Below are 24,401 nucleotides of genomic sequence, written 5' to 3' on the forward strand. Positions count from 1 at the left end.
TAGGCCTGCCCGCCCCACGCGAATCGACCGCGTTATCCATTCAATCTCAATAAGACACCAGCAAGGCGGAGCCGCCCTCCCCGAATTTCGGTTTTACACCGAGAATCGCTGCCGAACGGGCGATGATATCGCGCGCGATGGGGGCTGCCGTATAGGCTGAAATCGTGCCCCCGTGCTCGCCGGTCATCGGTTCGTCGCAAAAGCTCATGACCACATAGCGGGGATTGTCGATCGGGAAGGCTGCGAGGAAGGTGTTGAAGTTGGCCGTGTGGGAGTAGCGACCGTTGACGACCTTGTCCGCTGTGCCGGTCTTGCTGCCGACATCGTAGCCGGGAACGCGGGCGGCACGACCGGAACCCTTGGAGCCATTGAAGTCCAGCAGGAAGCGGACGTCGTCGCTGGTGCTCTTCTTGATGACGGTTTTCGCGACCAGGTCGGCCTGCTCTGCGGTGCGTGGCAGAAAGGTCGGCTCGATAAGCTTGCCGCCGTTGACGAGCGCCGCACCGGCCACCGCCGTCTGCAGCGCCGTCGTCGAGACGCCGTGGCCGAAGGAGATGGTGATCGAGTTGATCTTCTTCCAGACTTTCGGCTGGCTTGGCGTTTTCACCTCGGGTAGTTCTGTCGGCATCCGGGTCAGGAGACCGAGGCGCGTCAGGAACTCCTTGTGGGCATCAATGCCGACGAGATCGGCGATCTTCGCCGTCCCGATGTTGGACGAATACTGGAAGATTTCCGGAACGGTCAGCACGCGGCCCTGGCCATGGAAATCGTGGATCACGAAGCCACCGATGCGGATCGGCGCGCTGGCATCGAAAGCGTCCCGAAGCGTCACCTTGCCGCTGTCGAGCGCCATTGCCATCGTGAAGGTCTTGAAGGTCGATCCCATCTCGAAGGTGCCGTTCGACATACGGTTCAGCCAGCCTTCGGCGGCACTCGCGTTCGGCTCGTTCGGATCGAAATCAGGGGCTGACGCCATGGCGATGACTTCGCCGGTCTTAACGTCGAGCACGATGGCACCGCCGCCCTTGGCCTTGAAGTTGACGACCGCCTTGGTCACGACATCGCGGGCAATGGCCTGGACGCGGACGTCGATCGACAGCTTGACCGGCTCAAGCGGCTCATTGCTGGTCATGCCAACGGCGGCGAGATCGGCAAGGCCCTGATCGTCGATATATTTTTCCATACCCATGACGCCGCGGTTGTCGATGTTGACATAGCCGAGGATATGCGAGGCCGTCGGGCCGCCGGGATAGAAGCGGCGCTTTTCCGGCCGGAAACCGATTCCGGGAATACCGAGCGCCAGGATCTGGCTCTGCTGCTTCGGCGTCAACTGGCGCTTCAGCCAGGCGAAGTGCGACGTGTTGGTCGAAAGCTTTTTGTAAGTCCCCTTGAGATCGAGATCCGGCAGCACTGTCGAAAGTTTTTCGACGGCGTCGTCGACATCGACGATCTTGTTCGGCTCGGCAAACAGCGACACCGTACGGATGTCGGTCGCGAGCAGCGCCCCGTTGCGGTCGACGATGTCGGGCCGCGAGGCCATCAGCCTGTCGGCCGGCAGAATGCTCGATACGGTATCGGGCATGGCAGTGCCATACTCGACCAGTCGCGCGCCGATAATGCAGTAGACGACGCCGAAGCTCACGCTCAACAACAGGACGCGGCTCCGCGCCTGCCCCGTCTTGCGCTTTCGCGATCCCTCGACGACCGCGCTTGCAAGCGCGTCGACTGGCTTGCCGTTGGTACCGGCGGAAAAATGTGCCTTGCTCTTCAAGAGCATGATGCGGGATAGAAAAGACATCAGCGCTTCACCGATCCCGTTTTGATATCGTCGACACCGGACTTGCCATGCTTAGCGGGTGCCAGCCTTGCGACTGGCTTCGGCGCAGGCTTGGCTGCCACGTCGGCTATAACCTTGCGGATATCGGCATCGCTGTCGTCGCCCTTTGATGTGCCGGGCTTTGCGGTCGGCTTGCCGTCCATGATACCCGGAGGTGGCGGTAGCTGGCTGCGCAGCATTGGCAGCTCATTCGGCTGCACGAGGGATGTCGAGAGTGTCGGCTGCAGCTGCAGTTCGCTGTTATAGTTGGCGACCAACCGCTCGAGGCGGTTCGGCTGTACGACCAGCGCCCAGTCGGCCTTCAGCAGCTCGATGGTATCCTTCTCGAGCTTGATCTCGGCTTCGAGGTGATGCACCTCCTCGAGCTTGAGCTCGGCGCGGTGCTTGATGGTGTAGGTCACGGCCGCCGCAGTGGTCATGACGCCGATGAGCACGATATCGAAGGTCTTCAGCATCTCAACCTCCAAGCTTTGCAAGGGTGGCAAGGTTCGGCAGCTCGAAAATCGAGACGTCGGCTGCTTCTGCCGGCGCAGCGGTTCGCACAGCAGCACGCAGCTTGGCCGAACGGGCACGTGGATTGAGCTCGGCCTCGACCTCGCCGGCCGAGACGACCTGCTTGCCGATGGCATCGAAAGTCGCCGCCCGCTCGTGGACGACTGGCATATGGCGCGAGCCCGTCGAGCGGCCCGAACGGTCGGTGAGGAACTTCTTGACGATGCGGTCTTCCAGCGAATGGAAGGTGACGACGACCAGGCGGCCGCCGGGCTTCAACGCCCGCTCGGCGGCAAACAGCGCTTCGGCCAGTTCACCGAGCTCGTCGTTGACGAAGATACGCAGCGACTGGAAGACACGGGTCGCCGGATGGATCTTGTCCTTGGCCTTGCGGGGCGTTACCAGCTCGATCAGTCCTGCAAGATCACGCGTCGTCTCGAAAGGCTTTTCGGCACGGCGCTTCTCGATGGCATGGGCAATGCGCGGCGCCTGCTTTTCCTCGCCGAGAAAGACGAAGATTCGGATAAGGTCGGCGAGCTTGGCATTGTTGATGACGTCGGCAGCAGACACGCCCTTTGCCGACATGCGCATGTCGAGCGGACCGTTCCTCTGGAACGAGAAGCCGCGCTCGGCCTCGTCGATCTGCATCGAGGATACGCCGATATCGAGAACGATGCCGTCGAGACCGCCCTCAGGAGCATGCTCTGCCAGCTGCGAGAATTGCGAGTGAATGAGAGTAAGTTTGCCGGGATGAGCTTCGACCAGCGCCTGGCCTGCCGCAATCGCCGTCGGATCGCGGTCGAGCGCAATCACATCGGCACCCGACGCCAACAGCGCCGACGTATAGCCGCCAGCCCCGAACGTGCCGTCGAGAATGACCTTGCCAGGCGCAGGCTCCAGCGCCCTTACGACTTCGGCCAGGAGAACCGGAATATGACGAAGCGGCCCGCCACCGGCTTCAGCACAATCTCCGCCAGGTTGAGCTTCCATTCCGTCCCCTCGTTGTATCAGGAACGCATGCCCGCCAGCCTGCGCTCCTCTCTTGCGGTTGCCTGCAGGGCTTGAAACGCCTGCGGCTCCCAAAGCTGAAAGTAGTCCGCCCGACCCACGAAGGTCACCTCGTCGGTGATTCCGGTGAAATCGCGGATGAAATCCGTGACCATCAACCGTCCCTCGGCATCGAGCTTCATGAAGACCCCGCCCCCATGGATGAGGAGCGACATCTGATTCGCCTGCGACGAAAACGGATCTTCCGCCGCAATCTGTTGCTCGAACCGGTCGAGCAGATCCAGTCCGCCGATGCTGATCGCCGGGAACACGAAATCCTGGAAGCAGTACAGCTCCGGAATGGCGCGCTCCGACAGCACCGATCGAAATACCGAAGGCACGGAAACGCGGCCCTTGGCATCGATCTTGTTCGTCGCATTCGACAGGAAGCGTTTCATGACGCGAAACACCCGTTTCCATTGGTCGCGCGAAAATCCTTCGCCCACATTCACTGCCGCCATCGCACAAAGCTTCGCCCGCCGGAAAAACTATTGTCTTCCCGGTCTCCCCGAGAGGAGCACGACCTTTACTTTGCGATGATTGGGCCTTGATTTGCCCCTGTGCAGTGCGAATTTGGGATACCATGGGACCATATGGGCGTCAATGGGATACGGCCTGCGGAAGCCGGTTGCAGTCCCCCATATTCATAGGCCGTTAAGCTTAACGAAAGGTTAGGAAGTGCGGCATTTGCCCGCCGCGAGCGCCTGAGAGGCGATCGCATTGCTTGAAAAAATTGGACATTTGACTATCGATTAGCGACCGCAAATAAAGGGCGCGAGGCGCCACCGCAGTGCTCGAAAAAAATTACCAGTTGGCCTGTAAGCCGGGTTCTGTAAGGCCCCGACCGAAGTCGGAACGTGGCAGCCATTCATCTGGGACGACACTTGCGTGCCGCCTCGTGCAACCCACCCGGATGACAGGCCCGGAAACAGGCTGGTGCGCTTGCGCGCCCCGCGTCATCCCTATTCGGTTTTGCTCCCGGTGGGGTTTACCATGCCGTCGCTGTCACCAGAGACGCGGTGGGCTCTTACCCCACCCTTTCACCCTTACCCGGTCGGGACCGGGCGGTTTACTTTCTGTGGCACTTTCCCTGAGGTCACCCTCGCCGGACGTTATCCGGCACCGTGTTTCCGTGGAGCCCGGACTTTCCTCACCCCACCGCCTTTCGACATTGTGAAGCGCGGCTGCCCGGCCAACTGGTAGGCGCTCATTAGCCGAGGCCGCAGGCAATTGCCACCTTAAATCCAACGACCGCCGGCAAATCCGCTCACTGGCGAAAATATGGTGCAAAATCCGTGCTGTAGGCGTCGTCGTTGATTCGACCCTCGAGCAGCAATTCGGCACCAAGCCGGCCGATTTCATCCGAACTCTTCGCCGACGTGCCGCTGCAGCCGGTCAGGACGCCAATCCGCGGCGACGCCGTGTAGCCGATCATCGGATAGGTCGACGGTGAATAGGAGGTGACACAGGCGCCCGACGATATCGACAACGGCCGCAAATCGGGAACCAGCCGTCGAACGATCCGCGTCAGGTGATCGCGTACCGAGGCCCGGCCATCGGTGCGAAACCAGGCACGCATCTCGGCGTCGCTGGTGATGTCGTAGTCGTCGGGATCCCCGCCGATCTTGAGGTAATACTTGCCGTCGGGATATCGGATCGGCGGCAGCAAATAAATGCTGTCGACGTCATCAGGGCCCTTGGTGATCAGCGACGGCATGGTTCCGAGCGCCATTGCATCGGCTTCGCTGATCTCAAAATAGGCAATCGTCCGGCCACGGACAATCATCTCGACCGGAGCCGCCAACAGGCTGGCGGCAATGGAAAACCCGCCGGCAGCCAGCAGCGCCTTCTCCGCCCGGTAGACGTTACCCTCGCCCGTCGTCACCACGGCAATGCCGCCCTCGTCGCGGATCGATACTACGGTCTCTTTCAGCACCTTCGCCCCGACCTTTTCGGCAAGCAGCGATTGCGCCTTCACCAGCCGGCGCGGGCTGATATGGCCGGCACCCTGTGGCTCATAGATGCCCTCGCTGCCGCGGTCGAACGCAAAGAATGGAAACCGGGCACGCAGGCCATCGTCATCAAACCGCTCGGTACGCACTTTCAGAGCCTCGGCAGCTTTGGCGACGTGATCGATATAGGCATCTGCGCCACCCTGCCTCGGCCCGACCGCAAGGCAGCCAACCTGGGAGTAGAAGGCAATGCCGCTTTCCCGCTCCAGTTCGCGGTAGCGCGCAATCGACCGGTTTGCCAGCAAGGCCCAGTTCGGATCGGGATCTATCGTCCGGGTGATACGACCCTCGTCATAATGGCTGGCGAAGACGCCGCTGTGGACCTTCCGATCCGCAGGTTCGTCAGGCCCTATCACGGCGACGCCGTTCGTCTGGCGGGCGAGGTGGCGAGCAGCCGCCGCCCCCATCATGCCGCGACCGATGACGATGAACTTGAAATCCGCTGCCATGTCAGGTCTCCATCGATATCGGGAATCGATAGCATGACAATCGGCTGGATTTCCAGACGAAGTTCACCTGATAAACAATTCGTCTTCAAGCACTTGCCGCCTAGTCGAGAAGCGCCAGCACCTTGCCGCAGTACCGCTTGGACACCGGGTTCATGCGCGTCGCGCCATGGCCGGCATTGTATTTGAGGATAGTATTGCAAGTCTCGCCACCGCCGAGCGTCTGCGCCAGGGCCAGATATTTCATGCCGATGCGGATGTTGGTATCGGGATCGGCGAGCCCCTTGACCGAGCCGGAATAACCCATCATCCGTGCCGTTGCCGGCTTCACCTGCATCAGGCCGACCTCGCCATGGCTGCCGCGCATACGCGGGTTGAAGTTGCTTTCGATCTTGATGACTGCCGTTGCCAGCGCGACATCGACGCCGTTCTGCCTGGCATATTTGGTGATGATCTCGGAATAGCGATTGTCGCTCGGACCCGGAACAACGGTGTTGCCGGTGCTAGCCGTTGCATCCTGCCTGGCGTAACCGATGCTGCGGCCGAGTGTCTTGAACGATTTCGTCTCGACCCTGACCCGGTGCTGGCCTGCAAAAGCGCAATCGTATCCCATCAGCAACATGCTTGCGCATGCTGCCGTCGCAACAATCAAATTTTTCATTCAGTCTCTCGTCTCCGGGTGGGATCGCGGCAGCGGCGCATGGCGCTGCCCTGCCGTCGGGATAGCCATCTCGATGGCCAGTTCCCGCAAAAATCCACGTTGTCGTCTACGGCTGCTGTTCCGGATAAGTGAACGGTTCAGCGCCGCTGTTCATCGGCGCCGTTAGACCATCGCAATGCGCAGATAATAGGGAAATGCTGTGGCAGCGTCCGGATCTGCAGCCTTTTGCGATGCCGGAAGCCGTAAGCAGGCATTCAAAAGACAATTGGACAGGTGCAATCTTCAGGCGAAGTGCGGCAACGCCCGCAGCAGGCGATGCAGCGTATCGATGGTCGAGAAATCGGCGATCCCGTCGACCCGTTCCTGGCGGAAATGCCGCTGGAAAGCCTCGACATCGCCGGCCATGGCTGCGGAAAAATCGCCATTGATTTCCGTGCCGTAACCATAGAGTGACAGCATCGACTGCAGCGCCTCGACCGGCTGCCCGCTGTCGCCCATCTGGAAAAAGCGCCCCCCGGATATCGGCGATGGCTCCACCCAGTGACCGACCCCTGCGGCATGCAGCCTTGCCCACGGAAAGCGCTCGCCGGGATCGACCTTGCGAATGGGTGCTATATCGGAGTGACCGAGCACCCTTTCCGGCGCTATGGACCAGCGCTCGCCGCAATCGCGACACAATTCAATGACCGCATCGATCTGCGCATCGGGGAATTGTGGCAAGCCGCCCGGGTGGCCTGCATTGGCGATCTCGATGCCGATGGAGAGCGAGTTGATATCGTTTTCCTTGCGCCAGACACCCTTGCCCGCATGCCAGGCACGACGCGCTTCGGGCACGAGTTGCAGCACCCGGCCGTCTTCATGGATGAAATAGTGGCTGGAGACCTGGCTTTCCGTCCGACAGAGCCAGTCGAGGGCGCCATCGGCCGTGCCCATGCCGGTATAGTGCAACAGGATCATATCCGGCTTGCGCCCACCTGCCCGCTCGCCGTGGTTCGGAGACGGTTGCACCAGGGCACCGCTGTAGTCAGCCGCAAACGATGTCATGCGGCGCGGCGTTCCTTCTCGATTTCCTCGTAGGCAGCGTTCAGTGCCGCCATCCGCTCGTTGGCGATGACGTGGAACTCCTCGGGCACGCCACGCGATACGAGGCGGTCGGGATGGTGTTCGTAAACCAGGCCGTGGTAGCGCTTGCGGATGGTCGGGAAATCGTCGGAAGGCTTGACGCCCAGAACCTTGTAGGGATCGCGCCCGTTACCGGAGACATGCCGCGCCATGATCTGCTCGAAGCGTTCTTCGTCCATCTGGAAGATCTCGGCGATGTGGGCGAGGAACGAGATTTCCTTCTCGTGGATCAATCCGTCGGCCTTGGCAATGTGGAACAGGCCGTCCAGCACGTCCTCGAGCACGGGGCAGTTTTCGCTGCAAGTGACGCACAGCGTTGCCAGCCGTTCGGCATAGGCCTCGTAGCCGGCAACGTCCTGGCGCGCCAGATTGTAGAGGCGCGCGACATTCTTCGCCTGGTCATCCGGAAACTCAAAAATCTCGCGGAAGGCATTGACTTCATTCTCGGTGACGACACCGTCTGCCTTCGCCATCTTGGCAGAAAGCGCGATGATCGCGACCGAGAACGCCACCTTGCGGCGGGTTTCGGGATCGCCTTCGAACAACGTCCGGATGGCTTCGACCACGCCTGACAGGGCATTCCCCGCGGTGCCGACGGCATTCAGCAGCTTTTCCCAGATAGACATGACGATCCCGATTACTCCAAAGAATGAGCAACACGTTGATCAAAGAATGGTGGCGAATGCAAGCTGACCATTGGCCGCAGCGTTGAAGACACCTTTCACGAATAGGTAATGATCTAACCATAAATGCCGCTCCCATCGGTTTCGATGTTGCCCGCATAAGTCAAATGAATTGGACAGGGGCGCTCCGGCCTGTAAGCGCTGGCGTCACCCTTATCCCGGAGCCACCATGCCCTTTGCAGACCGACCGCAGCTTCTTGGCCTCGCCCTCGGGCTGATCGGCGTCCTCATTTTCAGTGCAACGCTGCCTTTCACCCATATTGCACTGGAAGGTTTCTCCCCGGCCTTCATTACCTTCGGCCGCGCGCTGGTCGCCTCCGCTGCCGCCATCGTGACGCTGCTCGTCCTGCGCCGACCGCTGCCGCGCGGTCACTTCGGTCAGTTGTTCGCTGCCGGCCTCTGCGTTGTCTTCGCCTTTCCCGGTTTTTCGTCAATCGCCATGCAGACCATCCCGGCAAGCCACGGCGCCGTCGTCCTCGGCCTGCTGCCGCTGTTGACGGCGATCTTTGCCGCCATCATCGACGGCGAGCGACCCGGGATCCTGTTCTGGATCTGCGGCGTCATCGGCGCCACCCTGGTCGTCAGCTTCTCGGTGACGCAAAACGGTTTCCAGATGCAGCCCGGCGACCTCTGGCTGTTTGCCGCCGCGGTCATCGTGGCGCTCGGCTATGTCCTGCTCGGCAGGCTTTCGCGCAGCCTGTCGGGCTGGGAGGCAATCTGCTGGGCGCTGGTCGTGACCCTGCCGATCTCGCTCATCGGTACCGCCATGACAGCCTCGAACGGTTTTCACGCGCCAACGGTGACAGCGTGGGGCGCCTTTGCCTATCTCGGGTTGATGTCGATGTTTGCCGGCTTTCTCTTCTGGAATGCGGGGCTTGCGATCGGCGGCATCGGCCGCGTGGCCCAGGTCCAGCTGATGCAGACCTTCTTCACGCTCGGCATTTCCGCCCTCCTCCTTGGCGAGCATGTCGGGCTGGAGACCGTGGGCTTCGCGATGCTGGTCGCCTTCGTCGTCTGGCTCGGCCGCAAAGCACGCCATTCGTAAATTCTTTACTTTACAGCCCTCCCCACCTGTCGCATCCATCAGGCAACACCGAGTTGATGCACTGACCTTGCAAGGAGGCAACCATGGCCAGACAGAAAGTCGCAATGCTCACCGCCGGAGGGCTCGCGCCCTGCTTGTCGTCCGCTGTTGGCGGGCTGATAGAGCGCTACACGGACATCGCGCCCGACATCGAGTTGATTGCCTATCGCTCCGGCTACCAAGGTGTCCTGACGGCCGACCGAATCGAAATCACCCCCGCCATGCGTGAAAAGGCGCACCTGCTGCATCGCTATGGCGGATCGCCGATTGGCAACAGCCGCGTCAAGCTCACCAACGCCGCCGACCTCGTCAAGCGTGGGATGGTGAAGGAAGGCGAGAACCCGTTGCGTGTCGCTGCAGAACGGCTGGCATCCGACGGCGTCACCATCCTCCACACCATCGGCGGAGACGATACAAACACGACGGCAGCCGATCTCGCTGCCTACCTCGGCGCCAACGGCTACAACCTCACCGTCGTCGGACTGCCGAAGACGGTCGATAACGACGTCGTGCCGATCCGGCAGTCGCTTGGCGCCTGGACGGCAGCCGAAGTCGGCGCCCACTTCTTCGATAATGTCAGCAACGAGCAAACGGCGGCACCGCGCTCGCTGGTCATCCATGAGGTCATGGGCCGCAGCTGCGGCTGGCTGACGGCAGCAACGGCGCGCGCCTACATCCAGAAGACCAGCGCCAACGAATATGTCGATGGCATGATGACCAACGCCGCGATGAAGAGTATCGACGGTCTCTACCTGCCGGAGATGGCTTTCGACATCCATTCCGAGGCCGCCAGGCTGAAAGAGATGATGGACAAGAACGGCCATGTGACGCTCTTCGTCTCCGAAGGTGCCTGTGTCGATGCCATCATCGCCGAGCGCGAAGCTGCCGGCGAAAACATCAAGCGCGATGCCTTCGGCCACGTGAAGCTCGACAGCATCAATGTCGGCAACTGGTTCCAGAAGCAGTTTGCAGCCCTGCTCGATGCCGATCGGTCCATGGTCCAGAAATCCGGCTATTTCGCCCGCTCGGCGCCGGCCAATATCGACGATCTCAGGCTGATCCAGGGCATGGTCGACCTCGCAGTCGAAAGCGCCCTCAACAAGGTCTCCGGCGTCACCGGCCATGACGAAGGCCAGGGCGGAAAGCTGCGTACAATCGAGTTCCCGCGCATCAAGGGCGGCAAGAAGTTCGACATGTCGGCAAAGTGGTTCGGCGAAGTGATGGACCACATTGGCCAGCAATACCGCGAAGGATGATTGACGAAGCGTGAAGACGGTGTCTTCGCTGGTGGCGGATGGGATGAGGATGATTCGATGTCCGTTGAAACCTGGCTTGCCTTCGCCGCCGCTTCTGCCGTCATGCTGGCTATCCCCGGCCCGACGATCCTGTTGGTGATATCGTATGCGCTTGGCCACGGCCGGCGCACGACGGTCGCAACCGTTGCCGGGGTGACGCTCGGCGACTTCACCGCGATGACCGCCTCGCTTGCCGGCCTCGGTGCCCTGCTGGCAACTTCGGCAGGCCTGTTCACGGTGCTCAAACTGATCGGCGCAGGCTACCTGATGTTTCTCGGCATCAAGCTCTGGCGCGCCCCTGTCGTGACCGGCCCGATGGGCGACAACGATAACCTTCCCGAGGAAAGATCGTCCAAGATTTTCCTGCACGCCTATGTTGTAACGGCACTCAATCCTAAAAGTATCATCTTCTTTATTGCCTTCGTTCCGCAGTTCCTCGACCTCGGCAAGCCGTTCTTGCCGCAAACCCTTATCCTGGAAGCAACTTTCCTCGTCCTCGCAGCCCTCAATGCGTTTCTCTATGGCCTGCTGGCCGACGTTGCGCGCGGCTACATCCGCAAGGCCAGCGTGCAGCGCGCGGTCAACAGGACAGGGGGAACGTTGCTGATTGCGGCCGGCGCCGTCACGGCCGGATACCGGCGAATGGCGGCTTAGTCGCCGTCCCACCTTGCGGGGCTGTCACGAATAGGTTAATTGGCGTTCATAATTTAATTCCCCTGTGACCGAATTGCATCGCAGGTGGAACGCAATTTTCGAAAGAGACAGCATGATAGCCAGCGGATTTACGAGCCTGAAGCGCAGCGTCGCCGTCTCGGCAATCCTTTGCGGTGGCCTCGCCGGTTGTGCCACCCAGCAGCAGACATCCCAGGCAGATCTCTCTCATACGACGACAAACGTCCCCCACCCGACATCGACGGCACAAGTTTCCACAACAGCAACGCCCGGTTCCACGACGGCGATTGTGTCGCAGGCCCAGCCACAGGCGACAGCGACCCTTTCGAAATCCGGCCGCCTGCCAGGGACCGAGACAGCTGCGGCGATAGGCCCACGCCTGCCGGCCGACCAGGCCTCGAATATGCAGGACCGCATGGGGCAACCTGCTGGAAAATCCGGCAAGGGCAGCGAGGCGCAGGTCGCCATTGCTTCGGTCACCGGCGCTCCTGCGGCAAATACCTCGGCGTCCGCCACCTATGCCTCTTCAGACGATATGCTAATCCCGTCAGTGGTTGCCATTCCCACACCCAATCCTTCCCGCCCCGGGGATCTCACGCAGACCCCGGCCTTGAGCTCGGCGCTGGTTGAAAGCGGCAACGCTATCCCGATGACGCCGGAAATGGTAGCGATCCAGGCAGTCGTGCCGACACCACGCCCGGGCGAAGCCAGCCCCTTCACCGCGACGCAGGTTGCCTATGCCGCCCCCTCTCAGGCTGCAAACCTCAGCTACGCGGACAACCGTCTTCATTACGACTTCAACTTCGACACGACAGGCCCGAGCATCGTACCTGCCGTTCTGGAAGAGAGAAGCGATGACAATGTGTCCTCCGAGGAAAAGGGCCACATCACCACGCTGATCGAGAAATATGCGAAACTCTATCAGGTGCCGGCAGCACTAATCCACCGCGTCGTGCACCGAGAAAGCCGCTATGATCCAAAGGCTTTCAACAATCGCGGCTATTTCGGCCTGATGCAAATCAAGTACAACACGGCAAAATCCATGGGCTACGACGGCCCAGCCTCCGGCCTTTTCGATGCCGAGACCAACATCAAGTATGCCGCAAAGTATCTGCGCGGTGCATGGATGGTGGCCGACAACAAGCTCGACACCGCAGTCGCCCTTTACGCGCGTGGCTATTACTACGATGCCAAGAACAAGGGCATGACCAACGTCGCCAACGGAAACTACTGAGGTTCCCGTCAGGTTTTTACAATTTTGAGCGCATCGACGATCTTTTGCACAAGAATCTGAGGCCGATAGTTCAATTCGTCCGGAGTAAGTCCGAGGCGAACGACAACGATATTGGCCGACGGCACGATCGCAACGCTCTGCCCGTCATGACCAACCAGCCAGAACGTATCCAGCGGCAATCCGAAATGCCGGCTTCCACCGCCCGGGGCTGACAACCACGCCTGGCCTTGGGTGAATATCCCGTTGGATGCTTTCGTCGGCGTCCGCATCGCGCCCACGAAGCCCTCCGGTAGCAACCGCTGCCCGTGCCAGACGCCATCCTGAAGCAGGAATTGCCCAAACCGCGCCCAGTCCCTGGCCGTCGCGTAGAGATAGGATCCGCCGACAAGGGTGCCGTGCTCGTCGGCCTCCAGCACGGCGCTCGACATGCCGAGCGGGGCAAACAGGGCATCGTGGGGGTAGTCCCGGGCCGCGTGCTGATTGTCGAACCTGTTCATCCAGATCCGCGACAGCAGCACCGCTGTCCCCGTGGAATAATGAAATTCCTGCTTTGGAGGAGAGACCTGCGGCGCACTTGCAGCCATCGCCGCCATGTCCGGCTCCAGGAAGAGCATCCGCGTCACATCTGTGACCGAGCCATAGGATTCGTTGAAGGCAAGGCCGCTTTCCATCGCCAGGAGGTTTGCCACCGTGATCTTCGATCGACCGTCGCCGTGCCATTCCGGAAGCAGGTCGGCATCATCGAAGGACATCCGCCGCGCCTGCATGAGGCGCCCGATAATCGCTGAATTGACAGTCTTGGTCATCGACCAGCCGAGCAGCGGCATGCCGGCATCGAAGCCTTTGCCATAGCTTTCGGCTACCAGCCTGCCATCCTTGATGACCACGATCGCCCGCATCCCGGGCCCGCCAACGGCAGGATCCTTGATCACATCCGCAATAGCGGCATTGGGTTCGCCGGCTGCGTTATCGCCATCCGGCCAGTCGGCATCCCGTCCCGTCACGACCGGAACGCGAGGCATCGACAAATGTGCGGCCATCTTCATGTCCCCGTCGGGCACGCTGGCGCAACCGAGCGGCCCGCGATAGACGGCTAAATTGGGAGCGAACAGGCCGAGCATCCGGGCAGAGACGACGCCCTCGTCACGGGAAATGGAGAGGCGAACGAGCCTCAGCGCCGGATTGCCGGGCGCCTGCACATCTTCGGAGAGAATAACCTGGGGATCCCGGCCCGAAATGAAGACGCCGGAACAGACTATCTTGGCGGCATAGCCATCGGCAACCCTCAGCAGATCGGGGGGTGCGATGGCGAGCCAGGCGGCGGCACCCGCCACGCCCGCCATCACGAACCCCGCCAATCCCAGCCCGATCTTCGCTCTCAAACGCATCTCATGTCTCCGCCAGTTTGACGACGAAACAAGCAGCAAAGTCGGCAGCGATCAAGAGGTGACCTATCAATAGACCGAGAGGGCCATGCTGGCCGCTGCCCTGCCGCGCCGGCCTGTCACGCGGCTGTAGCACTGCCGCGTTACATGCGCCGAACCGCAACGGGGTGACGAATCATGACGGAATTCGCTTCGGACAGCAGCTTCCCGAAGAACAGGAAGATCAAGGACGCGCTCCTCCAGCACAAGGCGCTGTCAAAGGCCGGCTTTTCCGAGCGCCTGTTCGGCCTTCTGTTTTCCGGCCTCGTCTATCCGCAGATCTGGGAAGACCCGGATGTCGACATGGAAGCAATGGAACTCCGTCCACACCACCGCATCGTCACAATCGGCTCCGGCGGCTGCAACATGCTCGCCTACCTCTCGCAGAACCCGGCCTCCATCGACGTCGTCGATCTCAATCCGCACCATATCGCGCTGAACAGGCTGAAGCTCGCCGCCTTCCGGCTGCTGCCCGGCCACGGCGATGTCGTCCGCTTCTTCGGCACGCCGGATGTCGGCGTCAACAGCCAGGCATTCGATCGCTTCATCGCCCCCGGCCTCGATGAGGCGACCGGCGCCTACTGGAACGGCCGCGACATGCTCGGCCGTCGCCGCGTCACGGTGTTCAACCGCAACATCTACCGCACCGGCCTGCTTGGCCGCTTTATCGGCGCCGCCCATCTGCTCGGCCGCCTGCACGGCGTCAAGTTTGCAAAGCTTACGGAAGCCCGCACCCTGCAGGAGCAGCGCCAGTTCTTCGATACCGAGATCTCGCCGGTCTTCGAGCGGCGCATGGTGCGCTGGCTGCTTGGTCGCAAGAGCTCACTGTTCGGCCTCGGTATTCCCCCGCAGCAATACGACGAACTGGCAAGCCTTGCCGGCGACGGCTCCATCGCTGCGGTCCTGAAGTACCGGCTGGAAAAGCTCATCTGCCATTTCCCGATGAGCGAAAACTATTTCGCCTGGCAGGCCTTCGCCCGTCGCTATCCCGAAGCCGACAAGGGGCCCCTGCCGACCTACCTCAGACCGGAACACTTTGCAGCGATCCGGGCCAATGCAGAGCGCGTCACCGTCCATCATCTGAACTTCACCGAGTTGCTCGCCACCAAGCAGGCAGCGTCGATGGATCGCTATGTGCTTCTCGACGCGCAGGACTGGATGAACGATGCCCAGCTCAACGAGCTCTGGGCCGAGATCAGCCGCACAGCGGCACCGGGCGCCCGGGTCATTTTCCGCACGGCCGCCGAGAAAAGCATCATCGAGGGTCGCCTGTCGCCCGCCATCCGCGACCAGTGGGAATATGTCGAGGAGCGCTCGCACGCCCTCAACGCTCGAGACCGCTCGGCCATCTATGGCGGCTTCCACATCTACGGTAAAAAGCCATGAGCCGCGTCGAGGCCGGCCCGGAGCCTGAAGTCGGCGGCCATGCCGGCCTGATGGACGGCATGTACCGCTACCAGCGGCACATCTACGACCTGACGCGCAAATACTACCTGTTCGGCCGCGACCGCACGATCAACCACCTCAACATGCCCTTCGGCGGCTCGCTGCTGGAAGTCGGCTGCGGCACCGGCCGCAACCTGCTATACGCCCACCGCCGTTTCCCGTCCGCCCGGCTCTTCGGCCTCGATATCTCGCAGGAGATGCTGATATCGGCCCGGGCGAGCTTTCGCGGGATATCGCCGATGCCGGATTTCAAGGTTGCCGATGCGACCAGCTTCAAGGCACAGGATTTCGGCACCGAGGGTTTCGACCGGATCATGATCTCCTACGCGCTGTCGATGATCCCCGACTGGAAAGCCGCGATCGACGCCGCAATCGATGCCCTGAAGCCCGGTGGTGAGCTGCATATCGTCGACTTCGGCCAGCAGCAGCGCCTGCCCGGCTGGTTCCGCAAGGGGTTGCAGTCGTGGCTGCGAAGCTTCCATGTGACACCCCGCGCAGACCTTCAGGCCGTGCTCGAAGAGCGCTGCAACAGGCTGGGCGCCAGGCTTTCGGTTGAAGATATCGGCCGCGGCTATGCGATACGGGCAGTTATTGTGACGGCGCGCGCATAATTAGCTTGAAGATAACGCATTTTTTACGTTGATATGATGAAAACGGCTTCAGTGCCTTTTCCGCCACGGCTGCGATTCGTCGGCCGAAAACTTGAACTTGGGCAGAATAACACCTCACCTGGATACGGGACGCCCATGCGCCGGCTTTTGTTATGTTTACTGCCGTTGGTCCTGCTGCTGAGCGGCTGCAATTCGAGCTATGACTTCATGGAGACGAAGTCGATACCGAAATCCCGCTTCCGCGATACCAAGCCGCAGGATTTCGGCGCCGACCATCCGCAACTGCACCCCATCCACGGCATCGATATTTCCAAATGGCAGGGCGACATCGACTGGCGGACGGTCAAGTCGTCCGGCGTAGCCTTCGCCTTCATCAAGGCGACCGAAGGCAAGGATATCGTCGACACCAAGTTCCAGGAATATTCGAGCGAGGCCCGCGCTGCCGGCATCCCGAGCGCGCCGTACCATTTCTACTATTTCTGCTCTTCCGCCGACGAGCAGGCCGACTGGTTTATCCGCAACGTGCCGAAATCGGCCATGGTGCTGCCGCCGGTGCTCGATGTTGAATGGAACGCGGAATCCAAAACCTGCCGCCTGCGCCCCGATGCGGTTACCGTACGGGCGCAACTGCAGCGCTTCATGGACCGCCTCGAGGCCTATTATCACATGCGGCCGATCATCTACACGTCCGTCGATTTTCACCGCGACAACCTCGTCGGCTACTTCAAGGACTACCACTTCTGGGTCCGCTCGGTCGCCAAGCATCCCGGCGTCACCTATGCCGATCGCCGCTGGGCCTTCTGGCAATATACCTCGACCGGCGTCATCCCGGGCATCAAGGGGCCGACGGACATCAACGTCTTTGCCGGCAACGAAAAGAACTGGCGGAACTGGGTCGAGGCGGTCACGAAGCTCAAGAATTCTTGAAGCCAGCGCCATTTCCTTCTTGCATCGAAGCTCATGTTCTGGGAAAGCGACCTCATCCGTAAGCAACGAGGACCGCCCATGGACCGCTTCAACGCTCGACGCACTGCACTCGCGATGATCTTCGCATCAACAATGGCAGGTGCTGCCGCGGCCCAGACGAGCGCCCCGGCCCCGCAGAACCCGACACCGGCAGCCGCCTGCGGCGGTGACCTCTCCACATTTCTCGAAGGCGTCAAGGCCGATGCGATCAATGCAGGCGTAACCCCGGAAGCCGCCGAAAAGACGGTCGCCGGCGCCCAGATCGACCCCAAGGTCCTCGCCCGCGACCGCGCCCAGGGCGTCTTCAAGCAGACCTTCCTCGAATTCTCGCAGCGCACCGTCAGCCAGGCGCGCCTCGATATCGGCCGCAAGAAGATGGCGCAGTACGCCGACGTCTTCGCGCGCGCCGAGAAGGAACATGGCGTGCCGGCCGGCGTCATCACCGCCTTCTGGGCCATGGAAACCGACTTCGGTGCCGTGCAGGGCGATTTCAACACCCGCAACGCTCTCGTCACGCTCGCCCATGACTGCCGCCGCCCGGACCGCTTCCGCGAACAGCTGATCGCGCTCAGTGAACTCGTCCAGCGCAACGATGTCGAACCTGCAACGACCCAGGGCGCCTGGGCTGGCGAGATCGGCCAGACGCAGCTGCTGCCAAAGACCATCATCGCTTATGGCGAGGACGGCGATGGCGACGGCCTGGTAAAATTGCGCGAGAGCGCCCCGGACGTCATCCTGACGACTGCCAACTTCCTGCAGTCGCTGGGCTTCCAGCGCGGCCAGCCCTGGCTCCAGGAGGTGACGCTTCCGGCGACGCTTCCATATGAAAAATCAGGCATCGGTGGCACCATGACCGCCGCCGACTGGTTCGCCCTCGGTGTCAAGCCACGCGACGGCAACACCTCCTTCGGCAATCTGGTCTCTGCGCTGATCCTGCCGCAGGGCCGCTTCGGCCCGGCCTTCCTCACCTACCCCAATTTCAACGTCTACCTCGCATGGAACCAGTCGTTCATCTACACGACGTCGGCCGCCTATCTCGCAACCCGCTTCGCAGGCGCTCCGACCTATAACAAGGGCACGCCCGAGAAGGGCCTGAGCGACACCGACATGCGTGCGCTCCAGACCAAGCTTAAGGCGCACGGCTACGACGTCGGCGAGATCGACGGTATCCTCGGCTCCGGCACCCGCATTGCCATCCAGAAAGAACAGTTCCGCCTCGGCCTCCCCGCCGACGGCTGGGCCACGGAAGCGCTGCTGAACGCGCTCTGAGGACGGAGACTGCCGAGGAATACGGGGGCGGCTCTGAAGGTCGCCCTTGGAATGACTGTCGGCATCAATGCGCGAGTACCTACACATCAAGTTTCAGCAGCCTTCGCCTTGGAGACGTCAGAGGGTTGGTAGGCAGACTTCATCCAAGACCGGCGACTTCACGGCATCGAAAAGATCAGGCACAAAGCTCGCGGCTTCACTGGAATTTTCCAACTGTCGAAACAGGAACGCATGGGCATTTTGATTTCCGGCAGTTCCAACGTAGGCAAGACGACATTGGCGACACGCCTTGCCCGCCAGCTTGGATGTGACATGATTTCAACGGATAGCCTCGCCCGTCATCCCGGGCGCCCTTGGCCGGAGGTACGGCCGCCTGTCGCTGAATATTATTCACGGCTTTCCGATGAGACCATCTATTGGTTTCTAAGGGTTCATCACGAAAACATCTGGCCGGCAATACGGCAGCAGATTGACGCCAGGGTCCATGCCAGAACACCTTTTATAATCGAAGGCTCTGCACTTCGCCCCGAGTTTATAGCTCCGCTTGTCTCTAACGAAATATCTCCTGTTTTCCTGTATGCTGACAACGACCTCCTTAGGGAAAGAATGCGATCCGAGGCCGAATATGCCCAGCGCGATCAAGCTGGACGCAGCATCATCGACAAATTCATAGACCGATCCTTGCGCGACAATTCGGAAATGCACCTCGCCGCTCGCAGCCATGACATCACCATCGTCGACACCTCAGACGCCGTCGCCGTATCCAATCTGTGTGACGAGCTCGTAAGGCGGGAGCTCAGTGCAAGCTCACGACAATCCTGAGTTTCCCAATAAAGCGGGGGATTGTTTAGGATCTCCTCACCGCCCCCCTTCACCACCACCCACGCCCCCAAACCAACACCCCTTGCACGGCAAGCGGGAATCGGGTGGATGCGGTGGCGGGAGCTGCGATTGTGTTGCTTTGGACTGGAGGAGCCGGGATGGAAGCTGACAATCGCATGAATGCGCTGACCTGGGGGCTGCTTGTGCTCCTCAGCCTGATCTGGGGCGGGTCTTTCTTCTTTGCGCGTATCGCTGTGCACGATGTACCGCCGTTCACGCTGGTCTTCCTGCGGCTGATTTTGGCCGCCGCGGCGCTGCATCTCTATATCGGTGGCCGATACGGTATCTACGGCCTGCTGCGCAGCCACTGGCGGCAATTCTTGCTGCTCGGGCTGATCAACAACGCCATCCCCCACGCCATGATCTTTCTCGGCGAGACCGAGATTGGCGCCGGCCTTGCCTCGGTGCTGAACGCCACGACGCCGATCTGGACGGTCATCGTCGCCCATTACGCGACGCAGGACGAGAAGCCCGGTCGGGCGAAAATCATCGGCTGCTTCGTCGGGCTGATAGGCACCGTCGTGCTGGTGGGGCCGGGAGCGCTGGATGCCGCAGGTGCGCCGCTCTGGGCGCTGCTGTTGCCCATCGTCGCCGCCATGTCCTATGGCCTTGCCGGCGTCTATTCCAAGCGCTTCAAGGGCATCCCCGCGCCGGTGACCGCCGCAGGCCAGCTGACCGGCTCGTCGCTCATCATGCTGCCGGTTTCGCTGCTGGTCGATCAACCCTGGACGCTCGCCATGCCGCCGATGCAGACGATTGCTGCCATTGTCGCCCTGGCCCTTCTGTCGACCGCCTTCGCCTACATTCTCTATTTCCGCATCATGACGCTTGCCGGCGCCACCAACACGTCGTTGGTCACCTTGCTGGTTCCACCGAGCGCTATCCTGTTAGGATTCGTCTTCCTGGGAGAGCGGCTCGGCGCCACCCAGGTGGCCGGCATGCTGCTGATCGGGCTCGGCCTTGTTATCCTCGACGGACGGCTTTTTTCGCGCAGCAGACCGTCGGCAGCAAAGACCTGAGCCACGCCATGGCGTTAATCTGGCGTTAGCATTCGTAAAGAAATACACAATTATTTTGACGTTTAGAATCAACGGCTAACGACAAAACATTAGCGAATCTCGCACAGCCCGCTGCGGTGCAGTATGGAAATCGCTTTCGGGCGACATATTTGTGACATAGGCTTTAAGGGTTAACGGAGGAGGCAGACCATGGGACTGACGCAATCCATCAACGTCCTTCTGATCAGTGCAGCATTTATGTTCGTCGTGACGATGCTATTCATCTGAGACGCCGCTCGCGGCTCGCCGCGACCGGAAATGCAGGCTTCTCTAAGCTTAACATGTGGGTTTGAAATGAGCGCCGGTCCTGAAAAGGCCGGCGCTTTTTCGTGGTTCAAGCAGCAGCGCCGGCCGCCTCTGCGATCTTCGTGCGCTTGAAACCCAGCCGCTCGAGCACGGCGCCGACCAGAGGAGCGCGGTTCATCGTGTAGAGATGAAATTCCCGGTGGCCGCGACGCACGAGGTCCTCGATCTGCTCTGCCGCGACATCGGCCGCCACCTTGGCCCGCTCTTCAGGCTTGTCGTCGAGCCCGGCAAAGCGTTCGTCCAGATAGGACGGGATACTAGTGCCGCACATGCCGGCAAAGCGCTTCAGCTGCGTCAGGTTCTGGATCGGCATGATGCCCGGCAGCACGGGAATGGCGATACCAGCCGCCCGCACCCGCTCCATGTAGGTCTCGAAGACGTCATTGTCGAAAAAGAACTGGGTCAGGGCACGGTCGGCGCCGTTGTCGGCCTTGCGCTTCAGCATGTCGATATCGGCAGCCGTGTCGCGGCTTTCCGGGTGCTTCTCCGGATAGGCAGACACCGAGATCTCGAAATCGCCGATATCGCGCAAGCCCGCCACCAGCGCTGCGGCATTCTCGTAGCCGCCGGGATGTGGCTGGTAAGCGGTGCCGATGCCGCCGGGCGGATCGCCGCGAAGGGCAACGAAGTGCCTGACGCCGGCCGCACGCAACTCATCGACGACCCGGTGTGTGTCTTCGCGCGTGGCACTGACGCAGGTGAGATGCGAGGCAGTCGGCAGTGGCGTCTCGGCGATCATCCTGCGCACGGTATTCAGCGTCGGCGCCTTGGTCGAACCGCCGGCCCCATAGGTGACGGAGACGAATTCGGGCTGCCATTCCGTCAGCTCCGTGATGGCGGCCCAAAGCTGGCCTTCCATGTCGGGTGTCTTTGGCGGAAAGAACTCGAAGGAGATGCTGACGTCGCTGCGCCCTGTGTCCGGTGTAGAAGTCATGTCAGGCCCTCTTTTCTGCGCGTAATGCTGGTTGACGGCTTTCACTGGTCGCGATCAGCAGGCGCGGATCGCGCGCCACCCAGATCGTTACCGTCAGATCCTCGCCACTCTGCTTTCCGGAATGAAGGTCCCTGACCTCCTCGAGCTCCAGTCCGGCCTTCTTCAACCACTCCTCCATCGTCGCGTGGCTGAAGCCGAGGCGGAGATGTGCATGGTCGTCGCGCAGGTATTCCAGCGCGTGCGGGGCGAGATCGACGATCACCAGCCGGCCGCCCGGCCGCAGCATGCGCGCCGCCTCGCCGATCGCAAGTTCCGGCTGGTAGAGAAAATGCAGTACCTGATGAATGGTGATCAGGTCGAAATCCTGCGCCTCGAGCGGCAGATTGAAGATATCCCCGTGCCGCACCGAGGCGGTTGTGATATTCGCCTTGTCGAGATTGGCCCGTGCGACTGCCAGCATGTCGCGGCTGGCATCGACGCCGATGGCGCGGCGGTAGACGCCGGACAGCAGCTGAAGCATGCGCCCCGTTCCCGTCCCGAGATCGAGAAACGTGTCGATCGGCCGGGTACCGATCAGCTGCTTCAGCGCAGCGTCGACATCCTCGTCGGCCACATGCAGACGGCGGAGCTCATCCCATTCGGCAGCGTTGTGGCTGAAATAGGCCTGGGCGCGCTCAGCGCGTACATGCTTCACCGAACCGAGACGTTCGCTGTCGCGCAGCAGGACAGGGTCACTCTCGTCGGCATGGCGCAGCAGCGTGCGGGCGAGATGCACGGCAGCACCATCCTGCTTCAGGCGGAAATAGGCCCAGGCGCCTTCCTGGTAGCGATCGATCAGGCCCGCCTCGCCCAGAAGCTTCAGATGCCGGGAAATACGCGGCTGGGATTGGCCGAGGATTTCGGTGAGGTCGGTGACCGTCAAATCGCCGGCGGCCAGCAGCGCCAGCAGCCGGAGCCGCGTCGGCTCGCCCGCTGCTTTCAGGACATCGACCAGCCCCTCGAGACCAAATTTAACAAGATCCGCCATACACTCACCCAATCAAGACATAAACATATCTTTATGTGATTGAGGGCAATGGCGCAAGTGGGAAATGGAAGGTCGCTACTGTCAGATGCGAGCCGGTGAACCGGCAGTTCAGGGCCGCAAATGAAACCCCCCGCGGCTGCGGGGGATCTCGAATTTGTGTAGCGCGCGCCGGTGGCGATCAGCGCGTCAGACGCTTGTAGGCCTGGCTGCTCGGGTTCAACGCATCGGCGCCGAGGCGGCGGATCTTGTCCTGCTCGTAGTCCTCGAAGTTGCCTTCGAACCATTCGACATGGCTGTCACCCTCGAAGGCGAGGATGTGGGTCGCCAGCCGGTCGAGGAACATGCGATCATGGCTGATGATGATGGCGCAGCCGGCAAAGGATTCCAGCGCGCTTTCCAGCGCACCGAGCGTTTCGGTATCGAGGTCGTTGGTCGGTTCGTCGAGAAGCAGCACGTTGCCGCCAGCCTTCAGCATCTTGGCAAGATGCACGCGGTTGCGCTGGCCGCCGGAAAGATTGCCGACCTTCTGCTGCTGGTCACCACCCTTGAAGTTGAACGCGCCACAATAAGCTCTTGAATTCATGTCGAACTTGCCGAGCTTGATGATTTCGGCGCCGCCCGAGATTTCTTCCCAGACGGTCTTCGAGCCATCCAGTGCATCGCGGCTCTGGTCGACATAGCCGAGTTGCACGGTGTCGCCGATGCGGATGGTGCCGGCATCGGGCTTTTCCTGGCCGGTGATCATCTTGAACAACGTCGTCTTGCCGGCGCCGTTCGGGCCGATGATGCCGACGATGCCACCGGGCGGCAGCTTGATCGACAAGTCCTTGATCAGCAGCTCGTCGCCGAACCCCTTGGAAACGTTCTCCATCTCGATGACAACCTGGCCGAGACGCTCGCTGACCGGGATGATGATCTGGGCGTCGCCGGGACGCTGCTTCTCGGCGGCATCGACCAGCTGTTCGTAGGACTTGATACGGGCTTTGGATTTAGCCTGGCGAGCCTTCGGGCTGGAGGCGATCCATTCCTGTTCGCGCGAGATCGCCTTCTGACGTCCTGCCTCTTCGCGGTTTTCCTGCTGCATGCGCTTTGCCTTGGCAAGCAGGTAGGCGGAGTAGTTGCCTTCATAAGGAATGCCGCGGCCACGGTCGAGCTCGAGGATCCAGCCGGTGACGTTGTCGAGGAAGTAGCGATCGTGGGTAATCATCATCACGGCGCCGGGATAGGCGCGCAGGTGCTTTTCGAGCCAGGCGATGGTCTCGGCATCCAGATGGTTGGTCGGTTCGTCGAGGAGCAGCAGGTCCGGCTGCGACAGTAGCAACCGGCAGAGCGCAACGCGACGGCGCTCACCGCCCGACAGGCTTGTGACTTCCGATTCAGGCGGCGGGCAACGGAGCGCATCCATCGCCATTTCGACCTGACTTTCGAGGTCCCATAGGTTCTGGCTGTCGATGATATCCTGGAGCTTCGAGCCTTCTTCGGCCGTCTCGTCGGAGTAGTTCATCATCAGTTCGTTGTAGCGCTCGAGCACGGCCGTCTTCTTGGCAACGCCTTCCATGACGTTTTCGCGCACCGTCTTGGTCTCGTCGAGATGCGGCTCCTGCTCGAGATAGCCAAGGGTCGCGCCTTCCGCGAGCCAGGCTTCCCCGGTGAATTCCTTGTCCAGGCCGGCGATGATCTTGAGAACGGTCGACTTACCCGCGCCGTTCGGGCCGAGGATGCCGATCTTGGCATCGGGGTAGAACGACAGGTTGACGTTCTCGAGGATTTTCTTGGCGCCGTAAGACTTGTTGAGTCCCGACATGTGATAGATGAATTGACGTGCCATTGCTGGGCTTCTCCTAGGCGCAAGAGATCTGGGTTTGAGCCGCTATGTAAGGGAAACCACGCCGC

At 61.2% G+C, this 24,401-nt stretch carries 22 protein-coding genes and 1 other RNA gene; 10 read left to right on the forward strand and 13 right to left on the reverse strand.

Annotated features, from left to right (window positions below; all coding sequences use genetic code 11):
- Nucleotides 1–46: 46 nt before the first annotated feature.
- From PR018_RS09090 to PR018_RS09130, 9 genes are all read right to left on the reverse strand, one after another.
- A complete protein-coding gene (locus tag PR018_RS09090) occupies nt 47–1,798 on the reverse strand; it encodes a peptidoglycan D,D-transpeptidase FtsI family protein (RefSeq protein ID WP_142823200.1) in 1,752 nt (583 codons plus the stop codon).
- The gene (gene ftsL / locus PR018_RS09095) at nt 1,798–2,292 is read right to left on the reverse strand and encodes a cell division protein FtsL (protein ID WP_142823201.1); all 495 of its coding nucleotides are present in this window, start codon (nt 2,290–2,292) and stop codon (nt 1,798–1,800) included. Before ftsL ends, PR018_RS09090 begins: the two co-directional genes overlap by 1 nt.
- A gap of 1 nt (nt 2,293) precedes the next feature.
- Nucleotides 2,294–3,319 (reverse strand): 16S rRNA (cytosine(1402)-N(4))-methyltransferase RsmH, encoded by a 1,026-nt coding sequence (gene rsmH / locus PR018_RS09100; protein ID WP_142823202.1) that lies wholly within the window; start codon nt 3,317–3,319, stop codon nt 2,294–2,296.
- Nucleotides 3,320–3,336: 17 nt separating this feature from the next.
- Entirely contained in the window at nt 3,337–3,774 is a 438-nt protein-coding gene (gene mraZ, locus PR018_RS09105) for a division/cell wall cluster transcriptional repressor MraZ (protein ID WP_111222841.1), read from the reverse strand.
- Nucleotides 3,775–4,179: 405 nt separating this feature from the next.
- Nucleotides 4,180–4,576, reverse strand: an RNA gene (gene rnpB, locus PR018_RS09110) — RNase P RNA component class A.
- Nucleotides 4,577–4,643: 67 nt separating this feature from the next.
- Nucleotides 4,644–5,837, reverse strand: coding sequence for an NAD(P)/FAD-dependent oxidoreductase (locus PR018_RS09115; protein ID WP_142823203.1), 1,194 nt, complete (start codon nt 5,835–5,837; stop codon nt 4,644–4,646).
- A 100-nt stretch (nt 5,838–5,937) separates the two neighbouring features.
- Nucleotides 5,938–6,495 carry a lytic transglycosylase domain-containing protein gene (locus tag PR018_RS09120; protein ID WP_142823204.1) on the reverse strand — a complete coding sequence of 186 codons (558 nt, stop codon included), beginning with the start codon at nt 6,493–6,495 and terminating at the stop codon, nt 5,938–5,940.
- Nucleotides 6,496–6,777: 282 nt separating this feature from the next.
- A complete protein-coding gene (locus PR018_RS09125; protein ID WP_142823205.1) occupies nt 6,778–7,539 on the reverse strand; it encodes an N-acetylmuramoyl-L-alanine amidase in 762 nt (253 codons plus the stop codon).
- Nucleotides 7,536–8,243 carry a J domain-containing protein gene (locus PR018_RS09130; protein ID WP_142823206.1) on the reverse strand — a complete coding sequence of 236 codons (708 nt, stop codon included), beginning with the start codon at nt 8,241–8,243 and terminating at the stop codon, nt 7,536–7,538. The genes PR018_RS09125 and PR018_RS09130 overlap by 4 nt, the downstream gene beginning before the upstream one ends.
- A 226-nt stretch (nt 8,244–8,469) precedes the next feature.
- Between PR018_RS09130 and PR018_RS09135 the strand changes: the two genes are divergently transcribed.
- From PR018_RS09135 to PR018_RS09150, 4 genes are all read left to right on the forward strand, one after another.
- The gene (locus PR018_RS09135) at nt 8,470–9,345 is read left to right on the forward strand and encodes a DMT family transporter (RefSeq protein ID WP_142823207.1); all 876 of its coding nucleotides are present in this window, start codon (nt 8,470–8,472) and stop codon (nt 9,343–9,345) included.
- Between the two features lie 83 nt (nt 9,346–9,428).
- Nucleotides 9,429–10,640: a pyrophosphate--fructose-6-phosphate 1-phosphotransferase gene (locus PR018_RS09140; RefSeq protein WP_142823208.1), complete on the forward strand. Its 1,212-nt coding sequence runs from the start codon at nt 9,429–9,431 to the stop codon at nt 10,638–10,640.
- A 57-nt stretch (nt 10,641–10,697) separates the two neighbouring features.
- Nucleotides 10,698–11,333 carry a LysE family translocator gene (locus tag PR018_RS09145; protein WP_142823209.1) on the forward strand — a complete coding sequence of 212 codons (636 nt, stop codon included), beginning with the start codon at nt 10,698–10,700 and terminating at the stop codon, nt 11,331–11,333.
- Nucleotides 11,334–11,445: 112 nt separating this feature from the next.
- Nucleotides 11,446–12,585 carry a lytic transglycosylase domain-containing protein gene (locus PR018_RS09150; RefSeq protein ID WP_142831463.1) on the forward strand — a complete coding sequence of 380 codons (1,140 nt, stop codon included), beginning with the start codon at nt 11,446–11,448 and terminating at the stop codon, nt 12,583–12,585.
- An 8-nt stretch (nt 12,586–12,593) separates the two neighbouring features.
- Here the strand turns inward: PR018_RS09150 and PR018_RS09155 are convergent, their stop codons facing one another.
- The gene (locus tag PR018_RS09155; protein ID WP_142831462.1) at nt 12,594–13,973 is read right to left on the reverse strand and encodes a serine hydrolase domain-containing protein; all 1,380 of its coding nucleotides are present in this window, start codon (nt 13,971–13,973) and stop codon (nt 12,594–12,596) included.
- 174 nt (nt 13,974–14,147) lie between these two features.
- Here PR018_RS09155 and PR018_RS09160 point away from each other — a divergent pair, with 174 nt between their 5' ends.
- The 6 genes from PR018_RS09160 (at nt 14,148) to PR018_RS09185 (ending at nt 20,202) form a co-directional block, all read left to right on the forward strand.
- Nucleotides 14,148–15,395, forward strand: a complete 1,248-nt coding sequence (locus PR018_RS09160; RefSeq protein WP_142823212.1) for a BtaA family protein — start codon at nt 14,148–14,150, stop codon at nt 15,393–15,395.
- Nucleotides 15,392–16,066 carry a class I SAM-dependent methyltransferase gene (locus PR018_RS09165; protein ID WP_142823213.1) on the forward strand — a complete coding sequence of 225 codons (675 nt, stop codon included), beginning with the start codon at nt 15,392–15,394 and terminating at the stop codon, nt 16,064–16,066. Before PR018_RS09160 ends, PR018_RS09165 begins: the two co-directional genes overlap by 4 nt.
- Before the next feature lie 135 nt (nt 16,067–16,201).
- Nucleotides 16,202–16,993: a glycoside hydrolase family 25 protein gene (locus PR018_RS09170; RefSeq protein ID WP_142823214.1), complete on the forward strand. Its 792-nt coding sequence runs from the start codon at nt 16,202–16,204 to the stop codon at nt 16,991–16,993.
- 78 nt (nt 16,994–17,071) lie between these two features.
- Nucleotides 17,072–18,301, forward strand: coding sequence for a lytic murein transglycosylase (locus PR018_RS09175; RefSeq protein ID WP_142823215.1), 1,230 nt, complete (start codon nt 17,072–17,074; stop codon nt 18,299–18,301).
- Nucleotides 18,302–18,532: 231 nt separating this feature from the next.
- A complete protein-coding gene (locus PR018_RS09180) occupies nt 18,533–19,123 on the forward strand; it encodes an AAA family ATPase (protein WP_142823216.1) in 591 nt (196 codons plus the stop codon).
- A gap of 158 nt (nt 19,124–19,281) precedes the next feature.
- Nucleotides 19,282–20,202: a DMT family transporter gene (locus PR018_RS09185; RefSeq protein WP_142823217.1), complete on the forward strand. Its 921-nt coding sequence runs from the start codon at nt 19,282–19,284 to the stop codon at nt 20,200–20,202.
- A gap of 373 nt (nt 20,203–20,575) precedes the next feature.
- On the opposite strand, the gene metF is transcribed toward PR018_RS09185, so the two are convergent.
- The 3 genes from metF to ettA all read right to left on the reverse strand — a co-directional run bounded on the left by metF (nt 20,576) and on the right by ettA (nt 24,336).
- The gene (gene metF / locus PR018_RS09190; protein ID WP_142823218.1) at nt 20,576–21,481 is read right to left on the reverse strand and encodes a methylenetetrahydrofolate reductase [NAD(P)H]; all 906 of its coding nucleotides are present in this window, start codon (nt 21,479–21,481) and stop codon (nt 20,576–20,578) included.
- A 1-nt stretch (nt 21,482) separates the two neighbouring features.
- Complete coding sequence (locus PR018_RS09195; RefSeq protein ID WP_142823219.1) at nt 21,483–22,508, reverse strand: ArsR/SmtB family transcription factor; 1,026 nt, start codon at nt 22,506–22,508, stop codon at nt 21,483–21,485.
- Nucleotides 22,509–22,686: 178 nt separating this feature from the next.
- A complete protein-coding gene (ettA, locus tag PR018_RS09200; protein ID WP_142823220.1) occupies nt 22,687–24,336 on the reverse strand; it encodes an energy-dependent translational throttle protein EttA in 1,650 nt (549 codons plus the stop codon).
- Between the last annotated feature and the right edge of the window lie 65 nt (nt 24,337–24,401).

The organism is Rhizobium rhododendri, assembly GCF_007000325.2.
Lineage (GTDB): Bacteria > Pseudomonadota > Alphaproteobacteria > Rhizobiales > Rhizobiaceae > Rhizobium > Rhizobium rhododendri.

What these genes read in the sequence shown, in the direction of transcription:
- PR018_RS09185 (WP_142823217.1), top strand. Translation starts at nt 19,282, where the DNA reads ATGGAAGCTGACAATCGCATGAATGCGCTGACCTGGGGGCTGCTTGTG.
- metF (WP_142823218.1), bottom strand. Translation starts at nt 21,481, where the DNA reads ATGACTTCTACACCGGACACAGGGCGCAGCGACGTCAGCATCTCCTTC.
- PR018_RS09120 (WP_142823204.1), bottom strand. Translation starts at nt 6,495, where the DNA reads ATGAAAAATTTGATTGTTGCGACGGCAGCATGCGCAAGCATGTTGCTG.
- PR018_RS09135 (WP_142823207.1), top strand. Translation starts at nt 8,470, where the DNA reads ATGCCCTTTGCAGACCGACCGCAGCTTCTTGGCCTCGCCCTCGGGCTG.
- PR018_RS09125 (WP_142823205.1), bottom strand. Translation starts at nt 7,539, where the DNA reads ATGACATCGTTTGCGGCTGACTACAGCGGTGCCCTGGTGCAACCGTCT.
- PR018_RS09090 (WP_142823200.1), bottom strand. Translation starts at nt 1,798, where the DNA reads ATGTCTTTTCTATCCCGCATCATGCTCTTGAAGAGCAAGGCACATTTT.
- PR018_RS09195 (WP_142823219.1), bottom strand. Translation starts at nt 22,508, where the DNA reads ATGGCGGATCTTGTTAAATTTGGTCTCGAGGGGCTGGTCGATGTCCTG.
- PR018_RS09115 (WP_142823203.1), bottom strand. Translation starts at nt 5,837, where the DNA reads ATGGCAGCGGATTTCAAGTTCATCGTCATCGGTCGCGGCATGATGGGG.
- rsmH (WP_142823202.1), bottom strand. Translation starts at nt 3,319, where the DNA reads ATGGAAGCTCAACCTGGCGGAGATTGTGCTGAAGCCGGTGGCGGGCCG.
- PR018_RS09175 (WP_142823215.1), top strand. Translation starts at nt 17,072, where the DNA reads ATGGACCGCTTCAACGCTCGACGCACTGCACTCGCGATGATCTTCGCA.
- PR018_RS09165 (WP_142823213.1), top strand. Translation starts at nt 15,392, where the DNA reads ATGAGCCGCGTCGAGGCCGGCCCGGAGCCTGAAGTCGGCGGCCATGCC.
- PR018_RS09150 (WP_142831463.1), top strand. Translation starts at nt 11,446, where the DNA reads ATGATAGCCAGCGGATTTACGAGCCTGAAGCGCAGCGTCGCCGTCTCG.
- mraZ (WP_111222841.1), bottom strand. Translation starts at nt 3,774, where the DNA reads ATGAAACGCTTCCTGTCGAATGCGACGAACAAGATCGATGCCAAGGGC.
- PR018_RS09170 (WP_142823214.1), top strand. Translation starts at nt 16,202, where the DNA reads ATGCGCCGGCTTTTGTTATGTTTACTGCCGTTGGTCCTGCTGCTGAGC.
- PR018_RS09130 (WP_142823206.1), bottom strand. Translation starts at nt 8,243, where the DNA reads ATGTCTATCTGGGAAAAGCTGCTGAATGCCGTCGGCACCGCGGGGAAT.
- PR018_RS09145 (WP_142823209.1), top strand. Translation starts at nt 10,698, where the DNA reads ATGTCCGTTGAAACCTGGCTTGCCTTCGCCGCCGCTTCTGCCGTCATG.
- PR018_RS09160 (WP_142823212.1), top strand. Translation starts at nt 14,148, where the DNA reads ATGACGGAATTCGCTTCGGACAGCAGCTTCCCGAAGAACAGGAAGATC.
- PR018_RS09140 (WP_142823208.1), top strand. Translation starts at nt 9,429, where the DNA reads ATGGCCAGACAGAAAGTCGCAATGCTCACCGCCGGAGGGCTCGCGCCC.
- ftsL (WP_142823201.1), bottom strand. Translation starts at nt 2,292, where the DNA reads ATGCTGAAGACCTTCGATATCGTGCTCATCGGCGTCATGACCACTGCG.
- PR018_RS09180 (WP_142823216.1), top strand. Translation starts at nt 18,533, where the DNA reads ATGGGCATTTTGATTTCCGGCAGTTCCAACGTAGGCAAGACGACATTG.
- PR018_RS09155 (WP_142831462.1), bottom strand. Translation starts at nt 13,973, where the DNA reads ATGCGTTTGAGAGCGAAGATCGGGCTGGGATTGGCGGGGTTCGTGATG.
- ettA (WP_142823220.1), bottom strand. Translation starts at nt 24,336, where the DNA reads ATGGCACGTCAATTCATCTATCACATGTCGGGACTCAACAAGTCTTAC.